The sequence below is a fragment of the Aliikangiella litoralis genome, assembly GCF_052495765.1.
In genome coordinates, this window is record NZ_CP199292.1 from 5501768 (window position 1) to 5528678 (window position 26911).

The following is a 26911-nucleotide window of genomic DNA, read 5'->3' on the forward strand; positions in this document are numbered from 1 at the left end:
AAAATTAATCATTAACATTTAAAATTATTTGAAATTTTATTGTTAAAACGATTATTCTAACTCACGATAGTAAAAATCATTTAACACAATATTGCTGTTGATAGTAAGAGTAAACTTTAAAAGTAATGTTTCATATCAATAGATACGTTCACCCTGACTATATAAAAATGAATAACAAATAATGAATGACTACAAAAGTTTAAATGAAGTAAAATACTCTTCATTTAATCACGCACTCTCAGTAAAAGAAGTACGTTCTAAAGCTCTTTCAAAAGGAATAGTATGGGCAGAGTACGCTCAATCCAATGACTATATTCATTACTGTAATAGTCAACAACACACACTCCGTTTATATTTAGACGGAGATTATACGAGCAATCAAAAAAACAATTCAATATCGAGTGGAAGCTTAGGCTTAATTTGTTTGCTCCCCAAAGGCAGTTCTAGTTCGTGGAAGGTGACACCTAACGAATCGATCATTCACCTTTACTTTAGTGATAGTTATATAAAGCAGTTAGCAGTTACAATATTTGATATTGATCCACGGGCATTATCGTTACCTGAAATCATATATTTAGAAAATAAAGTTCTGGAAAATAAAATTCGCAATAGTATATACAATAAAAACTGGCAAGCTCTTCAAGACAATTTTATTTTAGAACATTCAACTCAAAAAATATTAGTTACTTTATTAAAAGAAATAAACATCAAACAGTTTTCAACAGTAATAAAGGGAGGTTTATCACCAAAGATTATGAATGATGTCTGCCAATTTATTCAAACCAACTTTCACCGCCAAATTTTTCTTGCCGAATTATCAGCAATATCAGGTTTAAGTGATTTTCATTTTTGTCGTATGTTTAAGCAAAGTACTGCACAAACCCCACAAGAGTACTTGTTAAATATCAGAATAAACAAAGTGAAAGAACTCTTATTATCATCCAAGCAGAGCTTATCGGATATATCACTTAAATGCGGCTTCTCAAATCAAAGCCATATGGGAAGATATTTTAAAAAATTTACTGGCGTTTCACCAAGTATATTTCGTAAAAATACATTAAATCATTCACCCCAATTTTTATATAAAAAATGATATTAGGCATAGACTTGGTCTTTTCAAACTTTTAATATTTCATCACCATTTATCAGCATATAAACTAACTATCATTTAGCACTTCATTTCTTTTTTTGAATACCAAAAAAAAGAGCACCAATGTTATAAGTAATGAAACACCAAAAATCACATAAAGCAGGCTGTAATTTGCAATAATGGAATCTTCACCTGAAACCCCAGCGACATACCCAACCAACATATTTGTTGCCATCGTTAACAAAGAATAAATTGCTAGACTAGAAGCTATAGCATTTTTGGGGCTATATTGAGCAACTAATGACATTAATATCGGAGAAAAAAATAGCTCAGATATAACAAATAATACCTCAATAGCAACAATCCATATAAACATATAAGTATCTGGAATTAAAGGAAGGACATACCCCATAACCATCCAATTTGTTGAAAAAATTGCCATACCGATGAAAAGTTTAACCCACGAGCTTACCTTCCAAAAAAACCATATTACAGAGAGAAGTATTAAACCGAAAAAATAGAGTAAAACATAAATATATTGTATGAACTCTTCACTAACTTCAAATGGCTGCTTAATTCCTTGCCAAACATCCTCAGCTATATCGAGAGAAAAGTAGTAGACGATTGATAATACCGAAAAAAATAAAACATTTTTTACTTCCTTTAATTTTATTGAGTAACCAATTAGTGGCTCAACGATTTTTAACTTTATATTCCGCTGGCCTAACCGAAGAACCATAAAGGCTATAAAAACAAGAAAAATGGCTAAATAAAACCCATAATTCCAACCATAGCTTTCAGCCACTACCGCAATAGATAGCGGACCTAATAGAGCGCCAAGATTTATAGCGACTTCATTTAAATAAAATACACCATCTTGTTTTTCTGGTTTGTCATAGCATTGAATTGCAATTAATGCTTGGCTAGCAGATTTAAATAAACCAACGCCTACGGCAATAACCAATAATCCAAAGGTAATGGTATTAACTCCTCCTAATGAAAGAATAAAAGTACCAATAGCCAAAAGGAGTAATCCCCAATAAATGACTTTTAATTTTTCAAATGCAAAGTCAGCTAATAAACCACCAACGATACAAAAAAAGTAGACTGCAAGTGTGAATAAGCCATACTTCTTAAACGCTTCTGCTTCATCAAGACCAACACTACCATCATGAACAGCGCCAACCAAAAATAGTATTATTATCGAGCGAATTCCAAAATACACCAACCTCTCTAAAGAAGTTGAAATATAAAGATAAGTTAAACCTAAAGCCGATGATTGAATATCACTCAAGATAGCTCCCTAAAATTAATAAATATTTTTATATGATTATTTTGATTAACTTTAACCAGGATAAAAAATTTCATTCATTTCACGTGACCAATTATAAATATGTGAACCTGTGATATATGAACTGTAAATAATAGCAGACTGTTCAAGCTCAAGCGTATCAACAGATACAGTCGCTAAATTAGCATTGTTGCCATAGCTAATTAAAAACTGTGATTGATCAACTGTTAACTCAACACCTCTAGGTCGAGGCATATCTAATACTTTTAACAATTTTCTATCAGCAATAGACCAAAAAGTTACCATATTACCGTCGGGGTGAGTTACCACCGCAATTCTTTTTTTATTATGTATACTAACACTTAATGCTTCACCTAACATTTTTTGAGTAACGGCTTCAGGATTGCTAATAGATTCTAAGCGCTGTCCTTTTGGCCGAATACTCACTCCACCTAAGTGCTCTTTTCCTAAACCCGCTCTTGGTGCAGAAACCACAACAAGATCTCCTTTTTCCCCAATAGCTAAATGGCCAGTATTTAATTCAGCTCTGGTTAACTCAACTTTTTCAATCAATTTCTGTGAATTTACATCAATATAAGTAACAGAAGGTGGCTCTCCATTTTTATCTCCACCACCATTAGTCACCACTAAAGTTTTGCCATTATCAATTAGTTTACATTCATGTGGTTCTTTCCCATACGAAGGAAATTCACCAAGATAAGTTAAATCAGAGCTATTTCGAATACCAATTAAGCCATTCAAACCGGTTAGTTCTGTTTCAGTAGAAAATAATATTTTTCCATCTAAAGAGTAAGCTCCGTGACCATAAAAATAACGATTATTAATTTTAGGAATACTTCGAGTGATTTTTCGGCTAGAGAGATCATACTCGCAGGCATGAGGCCCTTTTTTTTCAAAAATAGCGAGCTGATTTTTATTCGTTGGATTTCGGTGAATACCATGTGCCAGAAAAACCATAGGTGTTAAATCACGAACCTTAGTTTCTAAATTAACTACTGAAAGTACAAAACTGATCTGCTTTTCACCATCTTTGATATATTGCCCTCCACCTAAAATAATATTGCCGTTATTATGACTAGTCGACTGAGTACAGGCAGTTAACATTGCAGACATGCTTGCTAAGATAAATTCTCGGCGGGTTAATTTCATTATATTTTTCTCAAAAATAATTAACAGGCTAAAATTCTAGTAGTCGTATGGCAACACTCATTCCATCCACACTCCAGTGTTGCTTGATTTCATTATAAATAACTCTTGCTAATAATATTTTTTCTGTTTTATTTTGGTAAATCACCAACATTTTACAAAAATGGTTATGTTCTTTTTTAAAGTCAATGAGTTGAATGTCCTTAATGACTTCTTCATCATCTATTTTTCTTCTCTTTGACCACGATTTTGTTATTATTTCATACTTCATATTAATATTTTTTGATCTTCTTCAATAATTTATACCTATAGACATTAGCCGAATTTCGCCTTGATAAGTTCCCTGTCGAGAAACCTCAAAATACCACCACTGAGCATTCGGGTTAAAAGCATTTCCAGACTCAATCGTAATGTTTTGCTCATAAAGCGTATTAACTGTTTCTGGCGCATTAATCGCCCCTGTTCCAATAGAACCATAGGTTTCAAAACTCATACCATGTTCAAAACTAACTGGCGTTACAGTTAGCATAATTGTTCCTGCAGTATCATTTACCACTTGATAAAAAAACTTCAACTCAACAGAGCCACTTCGATAATTACCTGGCCTTTGAATAGTGAATGATAAATTCCCCCCATTTCTAGCCCAATTAATACCTCGACTATGGACCGTTATGCCAGGGCTTGCTTGATTATAAGATAAAGAATGAGCAGGAAAAGTTAGTTGGTTAATTCGGCTGCATGAGCTTAATATAAAGACTAAACTCAAAGTTATTAATGCTAATTTGATTTTCAAAAGTCGCCTCCTTTCAGCAAAAATCAAGCTAAACTCCTCCTACTATATATCATTCTTTTACCACTTGTCATCTAACACACAGTTTCTTTGGTCTTCATAAATCATGATAAAACTTGTGATAATTGGCTCAAATATTGGCCGAACCAATCGATTTTGTCAGCTAAAAGGTTCCCTAAACATAGGCTTATCTGTAGAATTATCTTCTTTTAAGTTTCTTAGTTGGAATATGTTATGGGCAGAGCCTATCAAAATAGAAAAGAGTCTATGGCAAAAACCTCCGATGCCAATGCTAAAATTTATAGTAAATATAGTCGAGAAATCTACGTGTGTGCAAAATCTGGAGGACATGATATTGATGGAAACTTGGCTTTGCGAGGCTTAATTGATCGTGCAAAGAAAGACCAAGTACCCAGTCATGTTATTGAAAAAGCAATCGAAAAAGCCAAAGGCGGTGCAGGCGAAGACTTTGCAGTAGCTCGCTACGAGGGATTCGGCCCAGGAAACTGCATGGTTATTGTAGACTGTTTAACTGATAATCCTAATCGTACTTTTGGTGATGTTCGAGTATGTTTTACCAAAACAAAATGCAAAATTGGCGCTCAAGGTAGTGTTAGCCATTTATTTGATCACTGCTCTATCTTGGTGTTTAAAGGTGATGACGAAGAAGCAACGCTAGATGCACTAATGGAAGCGGATGTGGACGTCACAGATATTGAAAATGAAAATGGTAATATTACAGTTTTCGCACCACACAACGAATACTTTAAAGCCAAACAAGCATTGATCGATACTTTTGGTGAAATTGAATTTGAAGTAGATGAAATACAGTTTATTCCTCAAACATCAACGACTATCGCAGGTGATGATATCGCTATGTTTGAAAAATTCTTAGAAATGCTAAACGACCTAGACGATGTACAAAACATTTATCACAATGCTGAAATAGCATAGAATGATGTCATTAGGCACCAGTTTATTTATAAAGTAATCTGGTGCTACCTCTTATTATTTGTAGCTTATTTATATTCATTAATCATTTGAAAGACAGCAATTGAACAAGCAGAAGCAACGTTCATTGATGAGTTGTTGCCTAACATAGGAATATGTACAGTGTAGTCAGATAAATCCAATAAAGTCTGGCAAACCCCTGTATTTTCAGCACCTAAAATTAAGCATACTTTTTGTTCGCTGCTGAATTTTAGCTCTCTAATATCTATACTTGATGAAGTGATCTCTAAGCTAATAATTAAATATCCTAACGCTTTCAAATACTCTATATTTTCAATAGGATCCTCTCGATATTGATAGGCTACATATTTTTCAGTTGCTCTAGATGTTTTTTTGATTAACTTATTGGGTGGAGAAACTGTCGTTCCAGTTAAGTAAATTTTTTCTACCCCCATTGCATCAGCTATTCTAAAAATACTCCCGACATTAGCTGGAATATTCATGTCGTGTAACAATAGACTGAGTGGATGTTTTTGATTACTCGATTGATGATGCTGATGCGCGAGTTGAATATTCTTCAATGTGATACTCTATTCAAATTGTCATTATATTTTTGTTTACCAAGATTTCATATTTCTTAGCAACAAAAAATAATGAAAACCAATATCAATATCTCATGTTTTTTTAGTTAAAAGCAAATTTTATCAAAAATGAGTTAAACTCAAATAGAGAGCTTGTTTATTCCCTTTTAAGTTATTGGTTAAGATGCCATTGTTTAACATCAGCTAAATCAAAAACCCATTCATTAATATAATCACCACGCTGTTCAACGGGCATTCCATCTCTAATCCAACGTTCAACACTTGTTACTGTGACATCCATTAAACTAGCCAGTGTATCCTTACCAATAACTTTATCATCAACTCGAAAATCTTGATGTTGGTTAATTACAGAACGATTTTGGCGTCTTTTGGATTGGCGCAAATAATTAGAACTTCTCATAATAAACTCATCTGACCAGAATACATCTTATAAATATAGTTCAATTATTTGAATTGCGGTAAATAAATTGTTTAATTAATTATTTGGATTGTTTGCGTATGACCAAAGCTGTTCAACAATAGGATATAACTGCTTCATTTTATTAAATTTTTCAAAATTGAAGTTAACACGACTTTTTTCAGAATAGTTCAGAATAAGATTTTTCTCTTGCCGCATGTTTAATTGAAAGTTAATGCTTAGTCCTGCCAGATCGAATAAAGGATCACCTATTGTGGCGTATTCCCAATCAATCACAACCAGCTTATCTTTAAATAGCAAATTACCTGGGGATAAATCATTGTGGCAAAGGTTTGTTGCAGAAAAATGTTGGGCTAATAATAAGGCTTTATCGAGAAGCCTTTGTAACTCATTTTTTGAATGATGACTTTTCTTTAAAGCATTGTGATAATATCTCTGCAAGTGTTCATGAATATCCAACACTGGTAAATCTGCATGAGAGTTATGGAGTTGAACTAAAAATACAGATAGCGCTTCAACAAAGCCTTTTTGTTGAAATAATTCAACCTTAGCAGTAGGCATCTCGACCCAATCAAAAATACGAATATTTTCAGATTCGAACCAACATTTTTTTAACCAATTATTGAGAAAATATTGTTCCGATAAAATTTGATTAATTGCGCAAAAATCCTCCCCCGGTAATTGAGGTAAATTATCAGGATTAATCACTTGAATCAATAGTGACTGTGTTGGTAAGCGTAAACGATAATTAATATTAGTAGCTCCACCAACAACCTTGCACCAATTTTCTTGATTCAAAAAAGTACATTCATCAGTAATCGATAACTCCGAAGCATGATCTCGAAAGCCAGTTAGATCGCTTAAAGTTTTCTGAAGTTGCAGCCAAGCAATACGACTATGCTGCCACCACCTTGGTTGAAGTGATTTCTCTTTCATAATGTTGTTTCCACTTTAACCAGCCAATAACAGCTAAAATAAGGTAGCTAATAAAAAGTATTGCTGTTAACACAAATCCTTTTTGTAAATACAAAAAAATAGAAAAGCTATTAATAACCATCCAATAAGTCCAGTTTTCCAAAACCTTTTGCGCCACCATATAAGTTGTTATAACTGCAAACCAGGTGGTTAAAGAATCTAAATAAGCAAAATCTTGATCCGTATATTTCTGTAATAGGTAGCCTGAAATAAACACCAATATTAATACAGTAATAATAAGACCTGTATGTACCTTTATTGACCACTGAATAATAGGTTTTACAACCTGGCCTGATTTTTTAAAATGCCATTGATAAAAACCATAAATAGCCATAATCAAGTAGTAAACATTTAATAACGATTCCATGTAAAGGTTTACATCAAAAAAAAGAACACTATAAATAGCTGTACTAAAAAATGCAGCAGGCCAACACCAGACACTTTCTTTAATAGCAAAGATCAAATATGCAATAGCAAGCAAAACGGCAACCCATTCAGCGACTGAAGTTGCAACGAGTTGCTGGCCCAACTGCTGAAACGTTTCGTTCATAATTTATTTTTGGGATTAAGATCACTGTTAAGAAACTTTGCAACAAAAACCTGTTTACCGTAAGTTTCAAAGGAATAACGTACCGTTTCATTTAACAGCGACATGACAGCTTCAAACTCTCCAAAAACCTGCGTACTCATTGTATTTGTTAATACTGATACTTGTGTATCAGCGTTTAACCTTTCAACAATATCAGTAATAATATTTAAAAAATCATCGTCTAATGGATACAAACTGATTTCTAAAGATATTTTCATTCTTGTTCCCCTATCAATTATTTACTGGTCAAGATAAAAGTCTATTTATTCAAAGTTTACAGAAGCCGAAATACCAACAACTCTCGGCGCGGCAAATTGGTAATAAGGCTCCGTCTCATAAAATTTTCTCGGATCATTACCAAAACTGCCAAAGCCGCGTGTTTGAATATCCTTATCCGTTAAGTTATTAACAAATAAATTAACCTGCCAGTTAGTTTGTATATAACTTAATCTTAAATTAAAAACTGCATAGCTCTTTGATTTTTCCTCATGGCGATCTGAAAAATAAAAGCTATCTTTTGCTTCTATTTCAGGATTAACTCGCCAGTTTTCAGAAATAAAATAATGGCTACCTAAGACTAATTGGTAGCTTGGAGAGTGAGCTTGTTCACGCCCATTCATATTATAAGGAACCGGTGGTATCGTCTCTAGATCAGCAAGTATGTGTGTAAAGCTTTGAAAGTCTTCAAATTGAGTTTTCAATATACCTAAACTCGAATAGACGCTCAAATCGTCATATGCTCTCCATAAAGCTTCAAACTCAACACCATAGCTTTTACTCGCTGTTGCATTTTGAGTATAGTCAGTAAAACTACAAGGACACTCTCCGCCTTCCTGAATTGCTCGATCATCCGCTAAAGAACGAACAATTGATTGTTTAATTTGTACATCATCCCTATCTTGATAAAAAACAGATGTTTGCAACCTTAATGATTTTTCAAACCAGTAACCTTTTATACCAGCTTCATAGTTCCACATAAACTCTGTGTCATATTCGCGATCTTTTTCATTAAGGCTTCCCTCAGTATTAAATCCACCATTTTTATATCCTCGAGAAACTAGAGCATAAATCATTTTGTCAGTATCATACTGATATTCAATGGCAATTTTTCCTCCCCATAAATTTTCATCTGGATTAAACATCACATCATTACTGTCAATATAGTCAGCATCTCTTTTTTCAAATCTTAAACCTGCAATAATATTTAGCTGGTTTGATAGTGGGGTTTTAATTTGACCATATATCGCACTATTGGCTGTATCAAATTGACTAGAAAAATGATTGTCTAAATAAGTATATTCTCTTAATAAATCCATTGTTTGATTACGGTAATAAAAACCAATAACCCAACTAGCCCCCCTCATATCTTCAGAAATTGTGCTAGTAGTGTCTGAATGTAATCTCACATCAATACTTTGGTTTTCATTTTCTCTGCTAAAATTATCAAAAGAAGCATACCACCAGTCATATCCCCAAATTTCAGAGTCGCAAGCAGTGTTATCACAAATACCAGGATGACTCCAATCTTCATCATAGCCATACTCTAAATCAGAGTCAGCAAAACTCACTATTGTTTCTAGTCGCTTCATTGAATTTATTTGCCAATCCAAAATAAAAGAAGCCGCTTGAGTATCTTGCTTATCATGCCCAGGGTTATCAGAATAAGTATTTCGATTAGAATCTAAGCTAAAAGCATCATAACCATTATCAACATCGGTTAAAAATATATTGCTGGTTAATGTCAGTTGCTCACTTGGTTGAAAAACTATTTTTCCTCGCAGACTCATTTCATCAAGATTATTGGTATCATCTCGATCTAAATAAAGGTTATCCATATAACCATCGCTCTGATATTTTTTGACAGCAAACCGGTAACCCAGTTGTTTAGATAGTGAGTTACTGACAATGCCAGAAAGACCAAATCCACCATACTCCTCCACACTCGTAGTCACATTAGCAAAAAAACTATCAGTTGGAGAGTTTGAAACTAAATTAATTAATCCAGCTAAACCGTTTGCACCATACAAAGTCCCTTGTGGTCCACGCAAAACCTCTACTTGTTGAATATCTAATAAAGTAGCCCCAGTAGCAACTCCTGTAAAATCAATACCGTCAACAACAACACCAACAGAATAATTGACTGGCTCAGAAAATTCACTGCGCTCTCCAATACCACGAATTTGAATAAAACGACCACGAGAAGCACCGGTTGCGAAATTAATGTTAGGAGCAAGATTCAGCAAATCAGAAAAATGTTGTGCATTCCTAAGCTGAATGACTTCATCATCGATGATAGTAATGCTACTAGGCACCCGCATTATGTTTTCATCTTTTAATTCAGCGGTAACGATAAGCTTATTATCATCAACTAAATCACTCTTAGAAATATCACTACTTTCAGCTAAAAGTTCTATTGGTGTTAATAGCAGACTTGTTGAAACAAACAATACAGACAAAGAAACAGCTCGCATTATATAAAAACTCCCCAAAACATAACTCAAAGTAGCGATGATCCGAAATGTCGAGCAAGGAGGATAAGCAAAACTTGAAATTAATAAACAAGCTAGCAACCTGTCCCTACGCCGGTATTACCCGGATCAGGTTCAAAGGGTCTACCGGTAAAGCAAGCCGATATCTCAGGTCCTTAAAGACCTCCCCTCAGGAATTGGTCGCATTATAACCAAGCCAGGTACACAAACCAAGTAAATAGGTAGAAAGGCTAACAGCTGAACAGAGATAAATGTCATGTTTTATCTAATTTTGGCTACGCCATTAGTAGAATCTAAGGTAAAATCTTCAATTGTTTACACATTCTTCCCTGTTAATACAGGTAGAATCGTTTAGAAATTAAAATGACCAGCTTAATTCCACAGTGAAGTTTAGAAACTAAAAGATATAAGCGATTAATTAAGAGACTGATATTCAATGAGTACTGAAGCACCAAAACCGGCTAATTTTATCCGTAACATTATTAATACAGACTTGGAGTCAGGAAAACATCAGTCAGTTCAAACTCGCTTTCCACCGGAACCTAATGGATTTCTACATGTGGGCCATGCAAAATCAATCTGTATTAATTTTGGTTTTGCCCAAGATTATAATGGCCATTGTAATTTACGTTTTGATGATACAAACCCAGCTAAAGAAGAACTAGCCTATGCCAAAGCAATTACAGAAGATGTTCAATGGTTAGGTTTCAAATGGTCAGGTGAAATACGCCATGCTGCAGATTATTTTGATCAGTTATATGCATACGCTGAAGAATTAATTGAAAAAGATTTAGCTTATGTTGATGAGCTGAGTGCAGATGAAATGAAAAGCTACCGTGGCACTTTAGTTGAAGCAGGCAAAAATAGTCCTTACCGCAATCGACCCAATAGCGAAAGTTTAGAACTGTTTCGAAAAATGCGTGCTGGCGATTTTGCAGATGGTGCTATGGCACTACGGGCCAAAATAGATATGGCCTCGCCCAACATGAATATGCGTGATCCTGTTATCTATAGAATAAAACGCCAGCACCATATCCGCACTGGCGACAAATGGTGCATTTATCCTACTTATGACTTTACACACTGTATTTCGGATGCGCTAGAGAGTGTAACTCACTCATTATGCACACTAGAATTTGAAGATCATCGCCCCCTTTATGACTGGGTATTAGACAATATATCCATAGATTGCCACCCTCAACAAATTGAGTTTTCTCGACTCAATTTAGAACATACAATTACCAGCAAAAGAAAGCTTAACAAATTAGTCACTGAAGGCTATGTGAATGGCTGGGATGACCCACGCATGCCAACCATATCAGGTATGAGACGCCGGGGCTTCACCGCATCTGCTATTCGTGACTTTGTGATCCGAACGGGTGTCACGAAAAAAGTTCACACGGTAGAAATGAGTTTATTGGAAAATTCTGTACGAGAAGATTTAGGCGAAAAAGCCCCAAGAGCAATGGCCGTACTCAAGCCATTGAAGATTACTTTAACCAATTATCCTGAAGATAAAACAGAAGAATTAATGGCCCCAAATCATCCTCAAAATGAATCAATGGGTGAACGTAAAATTTATTTTTCTAAAGAAATTTATATTGATCAAGCTGACTTTAGAGAATCAGCAAACAAAAAATATAAACGATTAGTTTTAGGTAAAAGTGTGAGGCTTAGAAATGCTTATGTAATCACTTGTGATGATGTCATAAAGGATGCTGATGGTAACATTACTGAGTTGCTTTGTTCTTATGATCCAAATACTTTAGGCAAAAATCCTGAAGGTTATAAGCCTAAAGGGGTGATTCATTGGGTGTCTGCATCACACTCAAAACCTGCTGAAATTCGTTTATATGACCGTCTATTTAATGTCCCTAATCCTGCTGCTGCAGATGACTTTTTAACGACAATCAACCCCAATTCATTAGAAGTAGTTGATGGCGCAAGAGTTGAAATGAGTTTGGCAAATGCCAAACCAGAAGATACCTTTCAATTTGAACGAGAAGGATATTTTTGCGCTGACAGATACGATCACCAAACGGATAAATTAGTTTTCAATCGAACAGTTACCCTAAGAGATAGTTGGGCTAAGATAGAAGCTAAAGAAACAAAATAAAACACTAAAAATTTTAAAACATAAATACGCAAGCCCAGCATAATTAGTTGGGCTTTTTATTTTAAAAAACATCATCATAAAACCGTCATCTTCTAGAATCAATTCTTGAGGTAAATTCACTCCTCTGTCATATAGTTAAGTAACAGTACTCTCCAAATCAATTTTTCACCTATGAATATTTAACTGGAGACGTTTATGAAATCCCTCTTATTAACCACCGCAATGTTATATGCAACAAGTGCTTCACCACTTTTTGCTACACCTGATGATTTATTTATTTCTGAATATATTGAAGGTAGCAGTAATAACAAAGCAATAGAAATTGCCAACCTAACAGGTCATACTATTGATCTATCCAATTATCAGATCAGAATGTATTTTAATGGCAATTCATCGGTTGGTTTAACGATTAATTTATCAGGTTCACTAGCTTCGAATAAAGTCTATGTTTTAGCACATACCAAAGCAAGTAGTGAAATTTTAGCCGTTGCCAATCAAACACAAAGTTCCGGCTGGTTTAATGGCGATGATGCTATTGTTTTAACTAGCGGTAATGCCGTTATTGACAATGTTGGCCAGGTTGGCTTTGATCCTGGTAGCCAGTGGGGAAGCGGACTAATTAGTACTCAAAATAATACGCTACGCCGCCGCCTAAATCCGGTTAGTACAGACGCAAATACAAGTGATACATTTGTTCCTGCAGAACAATGGGACGGCTTTGATAATGACACTTTCGATAACCTTGGCTTGCTAACCGACACACCACCGCCAAGTGGCTCAAACTGTGATGAGACCGCTAACTTTATCCATGAGGTGCAAGGTAATGGCTCATCGAGCCCTATAGCTGGTTCTTCGGTAGTAATAGAAGGAATTGTAGTAGGAGACTTTCAGTTAAGCACTCAACTAGACGGTTTTTTTATTCAAGAAGAAGATACCGATCAAGATAATAACGCCCAAACCTCAGAAGGTCTATTTGTTTATGACCCAGCGATGACTGTTGAAGTTAGTCAAGGCGATAAAGTTAGAGTCACAGGGACTGCATCTGAATATAAAGATATGACTCAAATCAGTAATGTTACTCATGTTGAAGTTTGCTCAACCAATAACTTGGTTACACCGACCAAACTCACCCTACCATTGATGTCGTATGATGATGCTGAAAATGTTGAAGGAATGGCTGTAATATTTGATCAAACGTTAACCGTTTCTGAAAACTATAACTTAGGACGCTATGGCGAATTAGTTTTATCAAACGGTCGTTTAATCAATCCAACCAACGTCGTATCTCCTGGTACAGCAGCCAATGAAATGCAAGCATCGAACAATCTTAACAGAATTATTTTAGATGATGGGCGTACAGGACAAAACCCCGAGTTAATACCTTTTCCACAACCTGAACTCAGTGCCTTTAATACTGTGCGCGGCGGTGATACGGTCACTAACCTTCAAGGTATAATGCACCAAGCTTTTGGCGCTTACCGTATTCAGCCAACAACCCTTCCTGATTTTCAACCAACGAATCAGCGAACAAATCCCCCTGAATTAAAATCGAATACACTAAAAGTGGCTAGCTTCAATGTACTTAATTATTTTAACGGTGATGGTTCAGGTGGTGGTTATCCAACTCCAAGAGGAGCTGATAACGCAGAAGAATTTGCTAGACAACGAGATAAAATTATCGCTGCTATTGCCGCAATGAACGCAGACATAGTTGGGTTAATGGAAATTGAAAATGATGGTTTTGATCGTGATAGTGCAATTGTAGATTTAATCAACGGGATTAATACAACAACAGGAAAACAGTATCAATTTGTTTCACCAGATACAACATTAATCGGAACTGATGCTATAACCGTTGGTATCATCTACGACTCAGAAAAAATAACCCAAAATGGTCGTGCAGTCAGTTTATCAACAGGCGTATTTGCCACTAAAAATCGCCAACCATTAGCCCAAAGCTTCCGCACCAAACAAAGTAATGGCGAATTCACTATAGTTGTCAATCATTTTAAATCGAAAGGAAGCTGCCCTTCTGATGCCCAAGATCCCAATGCTGATCAAAATGATGGGCAAGGCTGTTGGAATCAACTTCGTACGCAAGCCTCTCAAGAACTTAATCAGTGGTTAGCGACTAAACCAACAGGCTCGATTGATAACGATACATTGATCATTGGTGATTTAAACGCTTATGCAATGGAAGATCCTGTCACGACTTTAGAATCTTCAGGTTACACCAATCTTTTGAAAAAATATATTGGTCCAAAAAACTATTCTTATGTATTTTTTGGACAAGTCGGTACACTCGATCATGCGCTGGCTAATTTACAGTTAACTCCACAAATAGTCGACACACAAGTGTGGCATATCAATGCCGATGAGCCTCGTATTTTAGACTATAACCTTGAATACAAATCAGCAACTCAGCAAGTCACTTTATTCAATCAAGATCCCTATCGTGCATCAGACCATGATCCAATCATTGTTGCACTTAAATTAACACCTGAGGCAGATATAAACTTTGATAATCAACTCAATATTAAAGATATATTTCCATTGTTAAAACGTTTGAATAAAAACGTAGGAGAAACAGAACAGCGCTATGACTTAAATAGTGATGGACAAATTAATATCAACGATTTGGAGATTGTTATTAGAGCAATTATCGATACTCGACTTAAAAACTTAAAAACTTAAAAACTTAAAAACTTAAAAACTTAAAAACTTAAAAACTTAAAAAATAAATAATTTATAAAAACCAGCTCAGTCAAGTGTGTAACCACACTTGACTATTAATCAGGTACTTCATCCAATAAATCTTGCGCATTTTCAACAACCACAGCGGTTCCATACACCATCAATTCAGCTGCTCCTGCGGTAATTTGTGAAGTAGAAAAATGTAAACCAACAATGGCATTCCCTCCGAGCTCAGCAGCATCTTGCATTATTCTATCTAACACTTGTTCGCGGCTTTCAGCTAACAACTTAGTGTATTCGTGAATTTCACCACCAACAATTCCTCGAAACCAAGCTAAAATATCATGTCCAACATGTCGAGCTCGAATACTAGTCCCTCTAACAAGACCTAAATGTTTAACAATTTGCTTTCCATAAATAAATTCTGTGGTAGACAAAATTACTTTAGTCATATTTTCACTCGCTTATATTTGTCATTTTTAGCGCTACTGATTCTTTGTTTTAACACACTAAAAAGCAGTAACAAACTACCACTTCCTACAGCACCCACCAATAACTTCTCTAACATTCCAATATCTGGATTTGAGAATATTTTAAAAAAAGTTAAACCTATAATAAATACTGCACTAATTGCAATTAATGCAAATCCAAAAATACGAGAAATTTTAGCTACCGGCTCTTTAAATAATCTATCTAAATGCTCTAATTCTTGTTCCTGTAAACTCAACGATTGTACTTCATAGCGCATCATCGATAACTCATCATATAATTGCTTATATTCTTGATCGGTTTCAATCAGTAATGAAATTTTCTGCGCTTCTTGCTGTGTCAACTCACCATCAAGAAAGCCTGAAATTTTTTCTAACTGTTCTTCACTTGTACTTAAAATGGGTTCGCTCATTGCTCTCCTCCCAAAGAAAATCCTTCTTTGATGAGTATCTCCCGTAATGCCATACGGGCGCGGTGTAAACGCGACATAACGGATCCATTGGCAATACCTAAAATTTTGGCAATATCCGCATAACTAAAGTTATGATAGTCTCGCAGTAAAATGATTTCTTTTTGTTGCATATTCAAACGATTGATCGCATTTTCCAAAGTTTCTTTTAGCTGCATTCTCTGTAAATGTTTATCAGGTTCAGAACCTATCGGCGCGTTTGAATGGTAATCTTCATGTTCAACTTTTTTGACTCGTTTTTGATGGCGTAATATATCAATTGATTTATTTCGAACGACAGTGAATAGCCAAGGTTTAAATTCCATATGATCAAGCGCAGGCGCACCAGGATGGTTAATTCCTTTCTCTATAGAAGACTGTACAACCTCTAGTGCATCATCATGATTATTCAATAACCTCAACGCCAACGCGTAAGCTTGCCTTCTGCACTCTTCAAATTCTTCGGACACCTGCATGGCGTATTCCTTTATCATTGTCATTTTTGATATAACCATCAAATATTACGCGAAATAGAGCCAAAGTGGTATCTCAATTTAGTGTTTTAAATACTTGAAACGAGCTAAAAAACACCACTAAAACAACTTTCCATTAAAACATTAATCCTACTTTAACGGGTACTGAGGTTATATATTCCAACCAATTACCTAATAATTTGCACATTTTTTTAAATTAGTGATAGACAGATATTGCCAATTTTTTCTTTAAGTATTAGTATGGTATTCAGTTATGTTTCAATAAGAGCTAACCAAAGCTTAATGTTTTTTACTCCAAACGAAAAAACATCATTAAATATATTCGCCAGTCAGCATGGCTGCAAATTTATTTTAAACTAACCCCTTCTTATAATTCTAGGGCCCTCAGCCCATTGTGGGCGTTTGTGCTATTCTCATAACATAAACATACACACCAACAATCAAGCGAACGAGTAAAATAGTTAATCTATTTTTATTAATAAACTTTAATTCTATTAAAAAACAAATAGTTACTAGGTATTATTATGTCATCTGTGCAAAATAAATTTAGCACGGATAAAGCCCCGAAACCCGTAGGTCTTTATCCTCATGCCCGCCAAGTGGGCAACTTACTTTTTCTCTCTGGTGTAGGTCCTAGAAAAGCAGGAACTACGGACATACCAGGTGTCACACTGAACAACGATGGTTCTATAAAAACTTACGATATTGAAGCCCAATGCCGGAGTGTATTTGACAATGTTCGAACAATACTGGAAAGCTCTGGTTCAAGCTGGATGGAGCTTATTGACGTTACTGTGTTTTTAACCAACATGGCTGATGACTTCAAAACTTACAACGCTATATATGCAGAGTATTTTGCAGACAATCAACCGTGTCGCACAACGGTTGAAATCAATTGCTTACCAACACCAATTGCGATTGAACTCAAGTGTATAGCAACGATTAAAGATTAAGGAGTTCGATCATGAGCGCACCAATGCAAGTTATTAATTTCCAAAAATGGATCGATGAAAACAGAGATAAACTGAAGCCACCTATCTGCAATAAAGAAGTCTATCGAGAAGGCGATATGATTATTATGGTTGTTGGAGGTCCTAACGGCCGTAAAGATTATCACTTAAATGAAGGCCCTGAGTTCTTCTACCAGTTAGAAGGTGAAATGTTATTAAAAACTCAACTGCATGGAAAAGTTGTCAATTACCCAATAAAAGCAGGTGAAGTTTTTTTATTGCCTCCTAATATTCCACACTCACCCATCCGTTTTGAAAATTCAATTGGTTTAGTGATTGAGCAAGTTCGTAGACCCAAAGAAATTGATGCATTAATGTGGTTTTGTGAAAACTGTAACCACAAACTTTATGAAGAAAGCTTTCCTTTAAAAGATATTGAAAATGACTTTGGTGGGGTTTTTACTCGCTTTTTATCAAGTGAAGAATTACGAACCTGTGATCAATGTGGCACTTTGATGCCACATAATCAATATGAATTTGAAAACCAGTAAATGGTGAGGAACAACATGTTAACCATTGATATTCATACTCACATTTTACCTGAGAAATGGCCCGACCTAAAAAAGAAATACGGCTATGGAGGCTGGGTTCATCTTGACCATCATCGCTGCGGGTGCGCGCGAATGATGAAAGATTCACACTTTTTCAGAGAAATTGAATCGAACTGTTGGGACCCAAAAATCCGAATGCAAGAATGCACTCAACACCATGTTGACGTTCAAGTTCTGTCTACTGTCCCAGTCATGTTCAGTTATTGGGCTAAACCCATTGACGCGCTTGATATTTCTCAATTACTCAACGATCACATTGCTGGAATTTGCCAACAATATCCTCATCGATTTGCTGGACTAGGCACTATTCCGCTGCAATCTCCCGAGCTAGCTATTAAAGAGCTTGAACGTTGCGTTAATGAACTTGGTCTCTCAGGTGTACAAATTGGTTCTCACATCAATGAATGGAATTTAAATGCGCCAGAACTATTCGATGTTTTTGCTGCAGCCCAAGAATTAAACGCAGCTATTTTTGTTCACCCTTGGGATATGATGGGAAAAGAACAAATGAAAGACTATTGGCTACCTTGGCTCGTTGGAATGCCTGCCGAAACATCGCTAGCTATTTGCTCAATGATATTTGGCGGCATTTTTGAAAAACTACCAAGATTGAAAGTCGCTTTTGCCCACGGTGGTGGTTCATTTCCTTCTACTATTGGTCGAATAGAACATGGCTTCAATGTTCGCCCAGACCTGGTTGCAGTCGACAACCCAATTAATCCTCGAGAATATCTTGATAAAATTTATTTAGACACTTTGGTCCATGATAAATCAATGCTGAAATACTTAATTGAACTAATGGGAGCAGAACGTTTAGCTTTGGGCACAGATTATCCATTCCCTCTCGGCGAATTAGAACCAGGCCAATTAATTAATCATAGTATAAAAGATGAAGCTACTCGCGCCAGATTATTACACGGTACTGCACTGGAGTGGTTAGGGTTAGATGCATCAAGGTTTACCAAGAAACGTCATGAAACTGAATATTGAAATAGACAATCAAACCTATCTGGCAGATTTAGATAATCAAAAAAGTATTGCCATCACACTTTTGCCAAATGGACAACAACCTAGTCACTTTGGCGCTCCTGCTTGTACCAGTAAAACCTTAGAAGGTGATGGGTTTATTGGTGATACAACTCGAGGTGGTAGCTGCAATGTTAAACAACTATCAATTATTCCTCATTGTAATGGTACTCATACTGAGTCTGTGTCACATATCGTTGATCAATCATTTCCAGTCTTTCGAGCAATTGAAGACTCACTATTTCCTTGCGTGTTGATTACTGTCGAACCACAAATAGCCGATAATGTTAATGAGCAATATCTTCCAGAATTTTCCTCAGAAAACAATGTGATTACCCAGAGTATGTTAAAGAAGCTTTTATCAGACTATAAAAACGAACAAATTGCAGGCTTAGTCATTAGAACTCTCCCTAATGAATCCAACAAAACAACCTGTATTTACAGTAAGACTAATTACCCAACTTATTTAACGAATGATGCGATGAATTATCTGGTTGAACGGCAAGTAAAACATTTATTAGTTGACTTTCCTTCTGTCGATAAAATGTATGACGAGGGTATGTTAAGCAACCATCACATATTCTGGCAGATTAAACAAAAAAGCCATCAACTCGATCAGTATTCATTAGTTCACAAAACAATTACGGAAATGGTTTTTGTCAAAAATGAAATTAAAGATGGTTTTTATTTATGTAACTTACAAATTCCAGAAATTGAAACAGATGCGGTCCCTTCCCGGCCTGTTTTATACCCACTAAAAAAGAGCGATGAATAACTTAGTAATAAGAAATTTATTTATCCAACAATTTTTATTTACAAAGAGAACAGCATGAATTTTGAAAATAGCTTAGCGTTTGCAACAAAAATGGATCAAGAAGATCCAATAGCATCAATCCGCCATGAATTCGCGATCCCACAAATGCCTAATGGCGATAATGAAATTTACCTGTGTGGTAATTCACTTGGTCTACAACCTAAGCTAGCAACAGAATATGTTCAGCGCGAACTCACTCAATGGGCAACCTTAGGGGTTAAAGGTCACTTCAGTGGTGATTTCCCCTGGATGCCTTACCATGAGTTTTTAACAGATGGTTTTGCCGAGTTAGTTGGAGCAAACAGTAATGAAGTTGTTGCAATGAATACCCTTACTGCTAACTTACATTTTATGATGGTTAGCTTTTACCGCCCCACAGCTAGCCGTTATAAAATTTTAATTGAAGAGCATGCATTTCCTTCAGATCATTATGCAGTTGAATCACAAATTAAGTTCCATGGTTTTAATCCCGAGGATTCAATGTTATTGATAAAACCGAGAGATGGTGAAGAAATCATTCGACATGAAGATATACATCAATTAATTGAAGAGCAAGGCGAATCAATCGCACTGATCATGTTACCTGGAGTCCAATATTATACAGGTCAGGTATTTGATATGCAGTCTATCACTCAATTAGGCCATCAAAAAGGCTGTAAAATTGGTTTTGATCTTGCGCATGCAGCCGGTAATATTTTATTAGAATTGCACAACTGGCAAGTAGATTTTGCTTGCTGGTGCACTTACAAATATTTGAACTCAGGTCCGGGATCGATTGCAGGGTGTTTTATCCATGAAAACCATCATCAAGATGAAACCATACCACGCTTTGCAGGTTGGTGGGGACACGACAAAAAATCTCGATTTAAAATGGAAAATCAATTTAAGCCGATACATTCAGCTGAAGCCTGGCAACTCTCTAATCCACCAGTGCTTTCTTTAGCAGCAATTCGTGGCTCGCTAGATACGATAAAAAAAGCAGGAGGAATAAAGGTATTAAGAAGTAAGTCTATTCTGTTAACTGGATTTATGCGTTTTTTATTAAATGCAGAACTTTCTCATCAAGTAGCAATTTTAACTCCACATGAAAAAGAACTTTCAGGCTGTCAACTTTCATTAGCGATCAAACAAAACGAAACAGGCAAAGAAATCATAGGAAAAGAAGTTTTTGATTTCATAGAAACCCAAGGTGTCACTGGAGATTGGCGTCACCCCAATGTTATTCGTGTAGCTCCAGTACCGCTATATAACTCTTTTGAAGATGTCTATCGCTTCGTTCAAATTCTAAAAAATGCACTTAAGTAAATATCAGGAAATAGCATGAAAAATACCAGTCAAAGTGAAACAATTAGTATTATTGGTGCTGGACTTGTCGGTTCATTATTAGCCGTGTTGCTAGCCAAGCGAGGTTATCAGGTAGAGGTTTATGAGCGACGCCCTGATATGCGTAAAAACACAATCAGTGCGGGTCGTTCAATTAATTTAGCACTAGCCAACCGCGGAATTTATCCTTTACAACAAGCCGGTTTAATGGAAAAAGTCACTCCTATATTAACTGCAATGAAAGGACGTATGGTGCATGACTTAGAAGGAAAACAAAATTTTCAGAGTTACGGTCAAAAAGTCGAAGAAGTTATTTATTCAGTATCTCGAGGACAGTTGAATAAAATATGTATGGATGCAGCGGAAGAAACCGGACTTGTTAATATTCATTTCAACCAAAAATGTGAATCCGTCAATTTTATCGATAAAACCATGACTCTCACCGATGAACTATCTAACGAATCACGGCAAGTAACATTCGAACATATTATAGGCACTGACGGTAGCACTTCAGCGGTTAGAGACGCGATCCATCAAGTAAATTCTAGTCAACATGACATTATACCCCTTGGTCATAGTTATAAAGAGTTGAGGATCCCTCCAGGAAAAAATGGCGAATTTTTAATTGATAAAAATGCTTTACATATCTGGCCAAGAGGCGGATATATGTTGATAGCACTTCCCAATGAAGATGCCTCTTTTACAGTTACATTATTTATGCCCAATCAGGGTGAAATCAGTTTTGAGAATTTTGATACCCCAGAGAAAGTAAAAGATTTTTTTAAGCGTTATTTTTCTAATGTTGTGCCTTTAATTCCTGACTTGAGCCAAGACTTCTTTAATAATCCAACCGGAAAACTTGCTACAATAAAGTGTTCACCTTGGCACTACCAAGATAAAGCTTTAATCTTGGGAGATGCAGCCCACGCAGTCGTTCCTTTTCATGGTCAAGGAATGAATTGTGGTTTTGAAGATGCTCTCAACTTAGTAGAAACCATAGATAAATATCCTAACGACTGGCAAACGATATTTTCTGAAGTTGAAAAAAACAGAAAAATTAATGGTGATGCCATAGCTGATATGGCAATTGAAAATTATATCACCATGCGTGACTCTGTTAGAGATGAAAAATTCTTATTAAGAAATGCGCTTGCATTTGAATTAGAAAATCGTTTTCCTGACTACTTTTGTCCACGATACTCAATGGTCATGTTTCATCGACTACCTTATGCAGAAGCGAAATCAAGAGGAAGCATTCAAGAAGAAATTTTAATGCAATTAACAGACTCAGCACGCGCATTAGATGATATTAATTATTCTATTGCAGAGAAGTTAATAAAACAAAAGTTATCGCGAGTCCAGTTAAATCCAAATTAATCAATACTAATATTAAAACCTGACTGCAAAAGACAATAATCAATCGAATAAAATTTAGTGTAGTCTCTAATAGGCTGAGTTAACTAACGGATTTATCAATTAAAGTAAATCTCATTAATCACTCAGTCTTCACTCAAGCTTTCATACGCAGACAGAACACCTATTACATTTTTGACCTGCTAACCTACTAATAAATAACATTTATTTTCTTCAAAACTTGACACTGAATAAAATTAGTCTTAATTTTCATGTAAACCAATCAAATAAGACTCGACCATGTCAAATCAATCATCAGGCTTTTCTTGCCCTTCGTGTCGTACAGATAACCAAGTTGGTGCTAGGTTCTGTTTAAATTGTGGAGCATCACTCGCTGAACAGCACTCGCCTTATCAACCACCATCTAGTCATCAAGCACCACCAATGGTATCTGGTTTTATTTATGCTGGTTTTTGGAAGCGCTTTATTGCCTATATAGTTGACGTCATTATTATCTATATAATCATTGGTGTTTTGGCTGCAGTTTTATTTGGTTCATTTTTTGGTGATACCAATAATAGCCAGTCAATGATCAATAATCCTGCTGCATTATTTTCTTCAGCCGCGCTAATTTACTTTGGGGTATATCTGCTATGGTGGCTCTATTACGCTATACAAGAAAGTTCTTCTGCACAAGCCACACTAGGCAAACGCCTATTAGGAATTAAAGTGACAGACATTCAAGGGAATCAATTAACTTTCGGGCATGCAGCAGGGCGACAATTAGCTGGAGTTGTTAGTCAGTTTACAATGTTAATTGGATATTTAATGGCAGCTTTTACAGGCCGAAAGCAAGCACTTCATGACATGATCGCAAGCACCGTGGTTGTAAATAAACATTTTGGCCCACAACAAATTTATACAGTAAACCAATCCCCCCCTCCTGGTATGAGTATAGGTGGAATAATTGCTATTGTCTGTCTAATACTAATTATCCCAATTGGAGGGATATTAGCAGCAATTGCTATTCCAGCGTATCAAGACTATACCATTAGAGCCCAAGTTAATGATGCTTACTTTACCGCCTCAGAGTCTAAACCCGCTATTATTGAATATGCTTCTGAAACAGGTTACTGGCCTGCGAACTTTGAACAAGCCAATTTATCAAGTGCGAATATGCAAACTGAAAGTTATTATATTCAACTTGAAAAAAATGGGGTACTTGCAATTAATTTTACTAAGCCACAAGTTATCAGCAGTTCTTCTATACGTTTAACCCCAGAGTTAACCAATACGGGAGAATATCAGTGGCATTGTGATGGAAGTGCCATGAAGGCAGCCTATTTACCTAAAGCATGTCGCTCAAACTAACAGTGCTTTATATTCACTCAAAGTCAGGATTGCTTGAGCCAACGCTCAAGCATTTCTTTCATTTTGCCCAATTGAACCGGTTTATTTAAAATATCATTCATCCCAGCCTCTTTACAATCGGCCTCAATTCCACAAACAACATTCGCAGTTAGCGCTATAATTGGCACTTCTTGACTTGCCCCTTTACTCGCACGAATTTGACGTGCGGCCTCAAATCCGTCCATAACAGGCATCTGACAATCCATAAATATCAAGCAATATTCATTTTTAAGTGCTAGCTCTAGAGCTTGGCTACCATTTTCAGCAATATCGACGTCATGCCCCAATTTTTTTAAGAACAAACTAGCCACTCGCTGATTAGCAAAATCATCTTCTACTACCAGTATACATGTAGACATAGTATCAAAACCTTATCTAGATAAACTATTACACGCTCTTAGAAAGCAAAATGCCACAAAAGATGCAAACACCAACCCAATTATTATTAAGAAACGCAGAAAAACAATGTCCCCTTTCTCTATCTTTACAGGAATATATTTGCCACGCAATTAATAATGAAGAGCACACTAGTCCAATATAGTACCAAAAACTCATTTCAAATTTACTGCCAACTAATAACATTCCGAAAAGAAAAAAACCTTGGATAATAGCGACAATTTGTAAATCCGCCTCACCAAACAAAATTGCAGTAGATTTGATTCCAGCTTTTAGATCATCTTTTTTATCAACCATTCCGTAAAGTGTGTCATATGCCAACACCCATAATAAATTAGCCACATAAAGTAACCACGCACTATGCGGAATATCATTATTGGTTGCCGCAAATGCCATAGGAATTGACATTGAGAATGCAGCACCCAAGACAACTTGCGGAAAATAAGTAACCCGCTTCATAAATGGATAAGCGGTTGCAATAACAATAGCAATTATCGATAAAACAACCGATAACCAATTCAGCATAAGCACCAGACCAAATGCCAATAGTGCTAAGACTAAAAATAGCAACAAAGCCTCTTTTTCAGGGATATTCTGATTAACTAAAGGTCGTTCTTTTGTGCGCTCAACTAAACCATCAAAATTACGATCAGCATAATCATTAATGACACAACCTGCAGACCGTGTCAGAAAGACCCCAAGGCTAAAAATAATTATAAGAGAAATAGGCGGAGTGCCATCTGATGCCAACCATAACGCCCACAATGTTGGCCATAATAGCAAGAGTATACCTATTGGTTTATCCACTCTCATCAATAAACTATATTGACGAAGGCGATACTTCTGTTCCGCTGTTAACTCGATTTTTTTAGCGACAATTCTCTGAAATTTATACAATATAGCCCACCACTCTCCTAGCATTTCAAGGAGTGTTCGCCAAAATGTAATTTCAGAAGATCGTTTCTTAGCTGGCATATATTGGACAGTCCGGTAAAAAGATTTCACTCACCATTAAAGGGCCTGTGGAAAACTCAAATATTGAACGTCTCCTCCATAGAGGATGATTAACTTCAATTCCTAACTCAAATATGGATGGTGGGATATTGTCTGTTAATTCTAGTGACATACTTTTACGTACAGCTCCATTTCTTCCGAACAGTATCTTACCAATAGGCGTATCGTTTAACATTGCAATTCTACGAGCAGAGCCTGATAGCGTCTGCATTGGCACAACCGTTCTTGCAAACAACCACTGCTGCTCACCCTTACCCATTTTTATTTCTCGCACTAATGCCATGTTTCGAGGCTTAATACCTAAAATCCATCTTTCGTTTGCTAATACAAACTGCCTTCCTTGTCTAAGCCTCGTTAAGCGAGGGGTCACTCCCATTACCTGTTTAAAACGCCCTGTCAGGCTGCCTCGCTCACAAAGTAGTGCAAATATCTTTGAATTCAATAGCGGCTCGATTAAATTAACCTAATTGGCAACGATTATATCAAAATGCCCCTGCTTTATGATAATTTTTACAGGTAACTTGCGGTTTTAGATAAAAATCTTTATAAATGCGCCTTAATTAAATTATTGAAAAAAGAGAAATCGATGAAAAAGTGGGAATGTATCGTTTGTGGCTGGATTTATGATGAAGAGAAAGGATGGCCTGAAGATGGCATTGCTCCTGGAACTAAATGGGATGATGTCCCCGAAGACTGGCTATGTCCTGATTGTGGTGTAGGCAAAGAAGACTTTGAGATGGTTGAAATTTAAGCAAGCGACTATTGCTTTTTAAAATTAAGATATTGAAAAAGCTCAAACGCCAAAGTCTTATAATACGGCCGAAATTTAATATCGATGAAGTTTCCCACTCATTAGAAACTTCATTTTAACATCTCTTTTAACATTCATATGCCTGTAAAAAGCTAAGCGATTATACAATATTGATCTATACTTTTGCTTAACCAAAGATAAATAAATCATTTCCAATATGTATAAAAAAAGCTATTTGTTAATCATTTTTCTCTTATTATTCAATACTTTTTATGCTGGTGCCGAAGAACAAGCAGAAGGAAAGAGTGATGAAAGCAAACAACCTTTGATGTACTTTCAGATTGACCCCAACATACTGACCTTTTATCAAAGTACTAGTAAGAAGTTTGGCTATATTGTAGTTCAAATCCAAATAGTCGTTCGCGGTCAAGACAATTACGACCTAGTCGAAACTAATTTACCATTAGTACAAGACACATTGATTGATTTTTTCAACCGTCAAAGCAAGGAAACCATTCAAGACTTAAAACAAAGGGAAAACCTTAGACAAGAAGCAAAAAGTAAAGTTGATGAAGTATTAAAACAAGAACTAGGAATTAGTATTGTTGAAAACTTACTTTTTACTCAATATGTTTTTCAGTAGGCTAGTTAGAACATCTA

The 26911-nt window shown here is 35.9% G+C and carries 29 protein-coding genes and 1 riboswitch; of the genes, 13 read left to right on the forward strand and 16 right to left on the reverse strand.

What is annotated here, in order from left to right; translation table 11 throughout:
* The first annotated feature begins 181 nt into the window (after positions 1-181).
* Positions 182-1093 carry a helix-turn-helix domain-containing protein gene (locus ACT5E3_RS23020; RefSeq protein WP_444995906.1) on the forward strand — a complete coding sequence of 304 codons (912 nt, stop codon included), beginning with the start codon at positions 182-184 and terminating at the stop codon, positions 1091-1093.
* A 64-nt stretch (positions 1094-1157) separates the two neighbouring features.
* Here ACT5E3_RS23020 and ACT5E3_RS23025 read toward each other — a convergent pair whose 3' ends face one another.
* The 4 genes from ACT5E3_RS23025 to ACT5E3_RS23040 are packed head-to-tail and all read right to left on the reverse strand — an operon-like array spanning position 1158 to position 4341.
* Positions 1158-2384: a POT-type proton-dependent oligopeptide transporter gene (locus ACT5E3_RS23025; RefSeq protein ID WP_444995907.1), complete on the reverse strand. Its 1227-nt coding sequence runs from the start codon at positions 2382-2384 to the stop codon at positions 1158-1160.
* A gap of 51 nt (positions 2385-2435) precedes the next feature.
* Positions 2436-3551, reverse strand: coding sequence for a DUF1513 domain-containing protein (locus tag ACT5E3_RS23030; protein WP_444995908.1), 1116 nt, complete (start codon positions 3549-3551; stop codon positions 2436-2438).
* A 28-nt stretch (positions 3552-3579) separates the two neighbouring features.
* Positions 3580-3819 carry a hypothetical protein gene (locus ACT5E3_RS23035; RefSeq protein WP_444995909.1) on the reverse strand — a complete coding sequence of 80 codons (240 nt, stop codon included), beginning with the start codon at positions 3817-3819 and terminating at the stop codon, positions 3580-3582.
* A gap of 21 nt (positions 3820-3840) precedes the next feature.
* Positions 3841-4341: a hypothetical protein gene (locus tag ACT5E3_RS23040; RefSeq protein ID WP_444995910.1), complete on the reverse strand. Its 501-nt coding sequence runs from the start codon at positions 4339-4341 to the stop codon at positions 3841-3843.
* 231 nt (positions 4342-4572) lie between these two features.
* Between ACT5E3_RS23040 and ACT5E3_RS23045 the strand changes: the two genes are divergently transcribed.
* Positions 4573-5292 carry a YebC/PmpR family DNA-binding transcriptional regulator gene (locus tag ACT5E3_RS23045; RefSeq protein WP_444995911.1) on the forward strand — a complete coding sequence of 240 codons (720 nt, stop codon included), beginning with the start codon at positions 4573-4575 and terminating at the stop codon, positions 5290-5292.
* A 65-nt stretch (positions 5293-5357) separates the two neighbouring features.
* Here ACT5E3_RS23045 and ACT5E3_RS23050 read toward each other — a convergent pair whose 3' ends face one another.
* The 6 genes from ACT5E3_RS23050 to ACT5E3_RS23075 all read right to left on the reverse strand — a co-directional run bounded on the left by ACT5E3_RS23050 (position 5358) and on the right by ACT5E3_RS23075 (position 10344).
* Complete coding sequence (locus tag ACT5E3_RS23050; RefSeq protein WP_444995912.1) at positions 5358-5870, reverse strand: TrmH family RNA methyltransferase; 513 nt, start codon at positions 5868-5870, stop codon at positions 5358-5360.
* Positions 5871-6042: 172 nt separating this feature from the next.
* On the reverse strand, positions 6043-6291 hold the full coding sequence (locus ACT5E3_RS23055; protein ID WP_444995913.1) for a hypothetical protein: 249 nt from the start codon (positions 6289-6291) through the stop codon (positions 6043-6045).
* A gap of 75 nt (positions 6292-6366) precedes the next feature.
* Positions 6367-7245 carry a phosphotransferase gene (locus ACT5E3_RS23060; protein ID WP_444995914.1) on the reverse strand — a complete coding sequence of 293 codons (879 nt, stop codon included), beginning with the start codon at positions 7243-7245 and terminating at the stop codon, positions 6367-6369.
* The gene (gene pnuC / locus ACT5E3_RS23065) at positions 7205-7834 is read right to left on the reverse strand and encodes a nicotinamide riboside transporter PnuC (protein WP_444995915.1); all 630 of its coding nucleotides are present in this window, start codon (positions 7832-7834) and stop codon (positions 7205-7207) included. The genes ACT5E3_RS23060 and pnuC overlap by 41 nt, the downstream gene beginning before the upstream one ends.
* Positions 7831-8091: a YkoF family thiamine/hydroxymethylpyrimidine-binding protein gene (locus ACT5E3_RS23070; protein ID WP_444995916.1), complete on the reverse strand. Its 261-nt coding sequence runs from the start codon at positions 8089-8091 to the stop codon at positions 7831-7833. The genes pnuC and ACT5E3_RS23070 overlap by 4 nt, the downstream gene beginning before the upstream one ends.
* Before the next feature lie 45 nt (positions 8092-8136).
* Complete coding sequence (locus tag ACT5E3_RS23075; protein WP_444995917.1) at positions 8137-10344, reverse strand: TonB-dependent receptor; 2208 nt, start codon at positions 10342-10344, stop codon at positions 8137-8139.
* A gap of 86 nt (positions 10345-10430) precedes the next feature.
* A riboswitch (TPP riboswitch) is annotated at positions 10431-10542 on the reverse strand.
* A gap of 256 nt (positions 10543-10798) precedes the next feature.
* On the opposite strand from ACT5E3_RS23075, the gene ACT5E3_RS23080 reads away from it, so the two are divergent.
* On the forward strand, positions 10799-12478 hold the full coding sequence (locus tag ACT5E3_RS23080) for a glutamine--tRNA ligase/YqeY domain fusion protein (RefSeq protein WP_444995918.1): 1680 nt from the start codon (positions 10799-10801) through the stop codon (positions 12476-12478).
* 195 nt (positions 12479-12673) lie between these two features.
* Complete coding sequence (locus ACT5E3_RS23085; protein ID WP_444995919.1) at positions 12674-15172, forward strand: ExeM/NucH family extracellular endonuclease; 2499 nt, start codon at positions 12674-12676, stop codon at positions 15170-15172.
* Positions 15173-15267: 95 nt separating this feature from the next.
* On the opposite strand, the gene ACT5E3_RS23090 is transcribed toward ACT5E3_RS23085, so the two are convergent.
* The 3 genes from ACT5E3_RS23090 to ACT5E3_RS23100 are packed head-to-tail and all read right to left on the reverse strand — an operon-like array spanning position 15268 to position 16585.
* The gene (locus ACT5E3_RS23090; protein ID WP_444995920.1) at positions 15268-15624 is read right to left on the reverse strand and encodes a YbjQ family protein; all 357 of its coding nucleotides are present in this window, start codon (positions 15622-15624) and stop codon (positions 15268-15270) included.
* Entirely contained in the window at positions 15621-16073 is a 453-nt protein-coding gene (locus ACT5E3_RS23095) for a hypothetical protein (protein ID WP_444995921.1), read from the reverse strand. The genes ACT5E3_RS23090 and ACT5E3_RS23095 overlap by 4 nt, the downstream gene beginning before the upstream one ends.
* The gene (locus ACT5E3_RS23100) at positions 16070-16585 is read right to left on the reverse strand and encodes an RNA polymerase sigma factor (protein ID WP_444995922.1); all 516 of its coding nucleotides are present in this window, start codon (positions 16583-16585) and stop codon (positions 16070-16072) included. Before ACT5E3_RS23100 ends, ACT5E3_RS23095 begins: the two co-directional genes overlap by 4 nt.
* A 542-nt stretch (positions 16586-17127) precedes the next feature.
* Between ACT5E3_RS23100 and ACT5E3_RS23105 the strand changes: the two genes are divergently transcribed.
* The 7 genes from ACT5E3_RS23105 to ACT5E3_RS23135 all read left to right on the forward strand — a co-directional run bounded on the left by ACT5E3_RS23105 (position 17128) and on the right by ACT5E3_RS23135 (position 24051).
* The gene (locus tag ACT5E3_RS23105; protein ID WP_444995923.1) at positions 17128-17556 is read left to right on the forward strand and encodes a RidA family protein; all 429 of its coding nucleotides are present in this window, start codon (positions 17128-17130) and stop codon (positions 17554-17556) included.
* An 11-nt stretch (positions 17557-17567) separates the two neighbouring features.
* Entirely contained in the window at positions 17568-18104 is a 537-nt protein-coding gene (locus ACT5E3_RS23110; protein WP_444995924.1) for a 3-hydroxyanthranilate 3,4-dioxygenase, read from the forward strand.
* A gap of 15 nt (positions 18105-18119) precedes the next feature.
* Positions 18120-19154: an amidohydrolase family protein gene (locus ACT5E3_RS23115; RefSeq protein WP_444995925.1), complete on the forward strand. Its 1035-nt coding sequence runs from the start codon at positions 18120-18122 to the stop codon at positions 19152-19154.
* Positions 19138-19965, forward strand: a complete 828-nt coding sequence (locus tag ACT5E3_RS23120; RefSeq protein ID WP_444995926.1) for a cyclase family protein — start codon at positions 19138-19140, stop codon at positions 19963-19965. Before ACT5E3_RS23115 ends, ACT5E3_RS23120 begins: the two co-directional genes overlap by 17 nt.
* A gap of 54 nt (positions 19966-20019) precedes the next feature.
* The gene (gene kynU / locus ACT5E3_RS23125; RefSeq protein ID WP_444995927.1) at positions 20020-21309 is read left to right on the forward strand and encodes a kynureninase; all 1290 of its coding nucleotides are present in this window, start codon (positions 20020-20022) and stop codon (positions 21307-21309) included.
* Positions 21310-21324: 15 nt separating this feature from the next.
* On the forward strand, positions 21325-22704 hold the full coding sequence (locus ACT5E3_RS23130; protein WP_444995928.1) for an FAD-dependent oxidoreductase: 1380 nt from the start codon (positions 21325-21327) through the stop codon (positions 22702-22704).
* Between the two features lie 276 nt (positions 22705-22980).
* On the forward strand, positions 22981-24051 hold the full coding sequence (locus ACT5E3_RS23135; protein ID WP_444995929.1) for an RDD family protein: 1071 nt from the start codon (positions 22981-22983) through the stop codon (positions 24049-24051).
* Positions 24052-24074: 23 nt separating this feature from the next.
* On the opposite strand, the gene ACT5E3_RS23140 is transcribed toward ACT5E3_RS23135, so the two are convergent.
* From ACT5E3_RS23140 to ACT5E3_RS23150, 3 genes are read right to left on the reverse strand one after another with little or no spacing between them, the layout of a single operon-like run.
* Positions 24075-24449, reverse strand: a complete 375-nt coding sequence (locus ACT5E3_RS23140) for a response regulator (RefSeq protein ID WP_444995930.1) — start codon at positions 24447-24449, stop codon at positions 24075-24077.
* Positions 24450-24477: 28 nt separating this feature from the next.
* The gene (gene ubiA, locus ACT5E3_RS23145) at positions 24478-25461 is read right to left on the reverse strand and encodes a 4-hydroxybenzoate octaprenyltransferase (protein WP_444995931.1); all 984 of its coding nucleotides are present in this window, start codon (positions 25459-25461) and stop codon (positions 24478-24480) included.
* Positions 25451-25942, reverse strand: coding sequence for a chorismate--pyruvate lyase family protein (locus ACT5E3_RS23150; protein WP_444995932.1), 492 nt, complete (start codon positions 25940-25942; stop codon positions 25451-25453). The genes ubiA and ACT5E3_RS23150 overlap by 11 nt, the downstream gene beginning before the upstream one ends.
* Before the next feature lie 144 nt (positions 25943-26086).
* Here ACT5E3_RS23150 and ACT5E3_RS23155 point away from each other — a divergent pair, with 144 nt between their 5' ends.
* Together ACT5E3_RS23155 and ACT5E3_RS23160 are read left to right on the forward strand one after the other, a co-directional pair.
* The gene (locus ACT5E3_RS23155; RefSeq protein WP_444995933.1) at positions 26087-26251 is read left to right on the forward strand and encodes a rubredoxin; all 165 of its coding nucleotides are present in this window, start codon (positions 26087-26089) and stop codon (positions 26249-26251) included.
* A gap of 217 nt (positions 26252-26468) precedes the next feature.
* Complete coding sequence (locus tag ACT5E3_RS23160; protein WP_444995934.1) at positions 26469-26894, forward strand: flagellar basal body-associated FliL family protein; 426 nt, start codon at positions 26469-26471, stop codon at positions 26892-26894.
* The last annotated feature ends 17 nt before the right edge of the window (positions 26895-26911 follow it).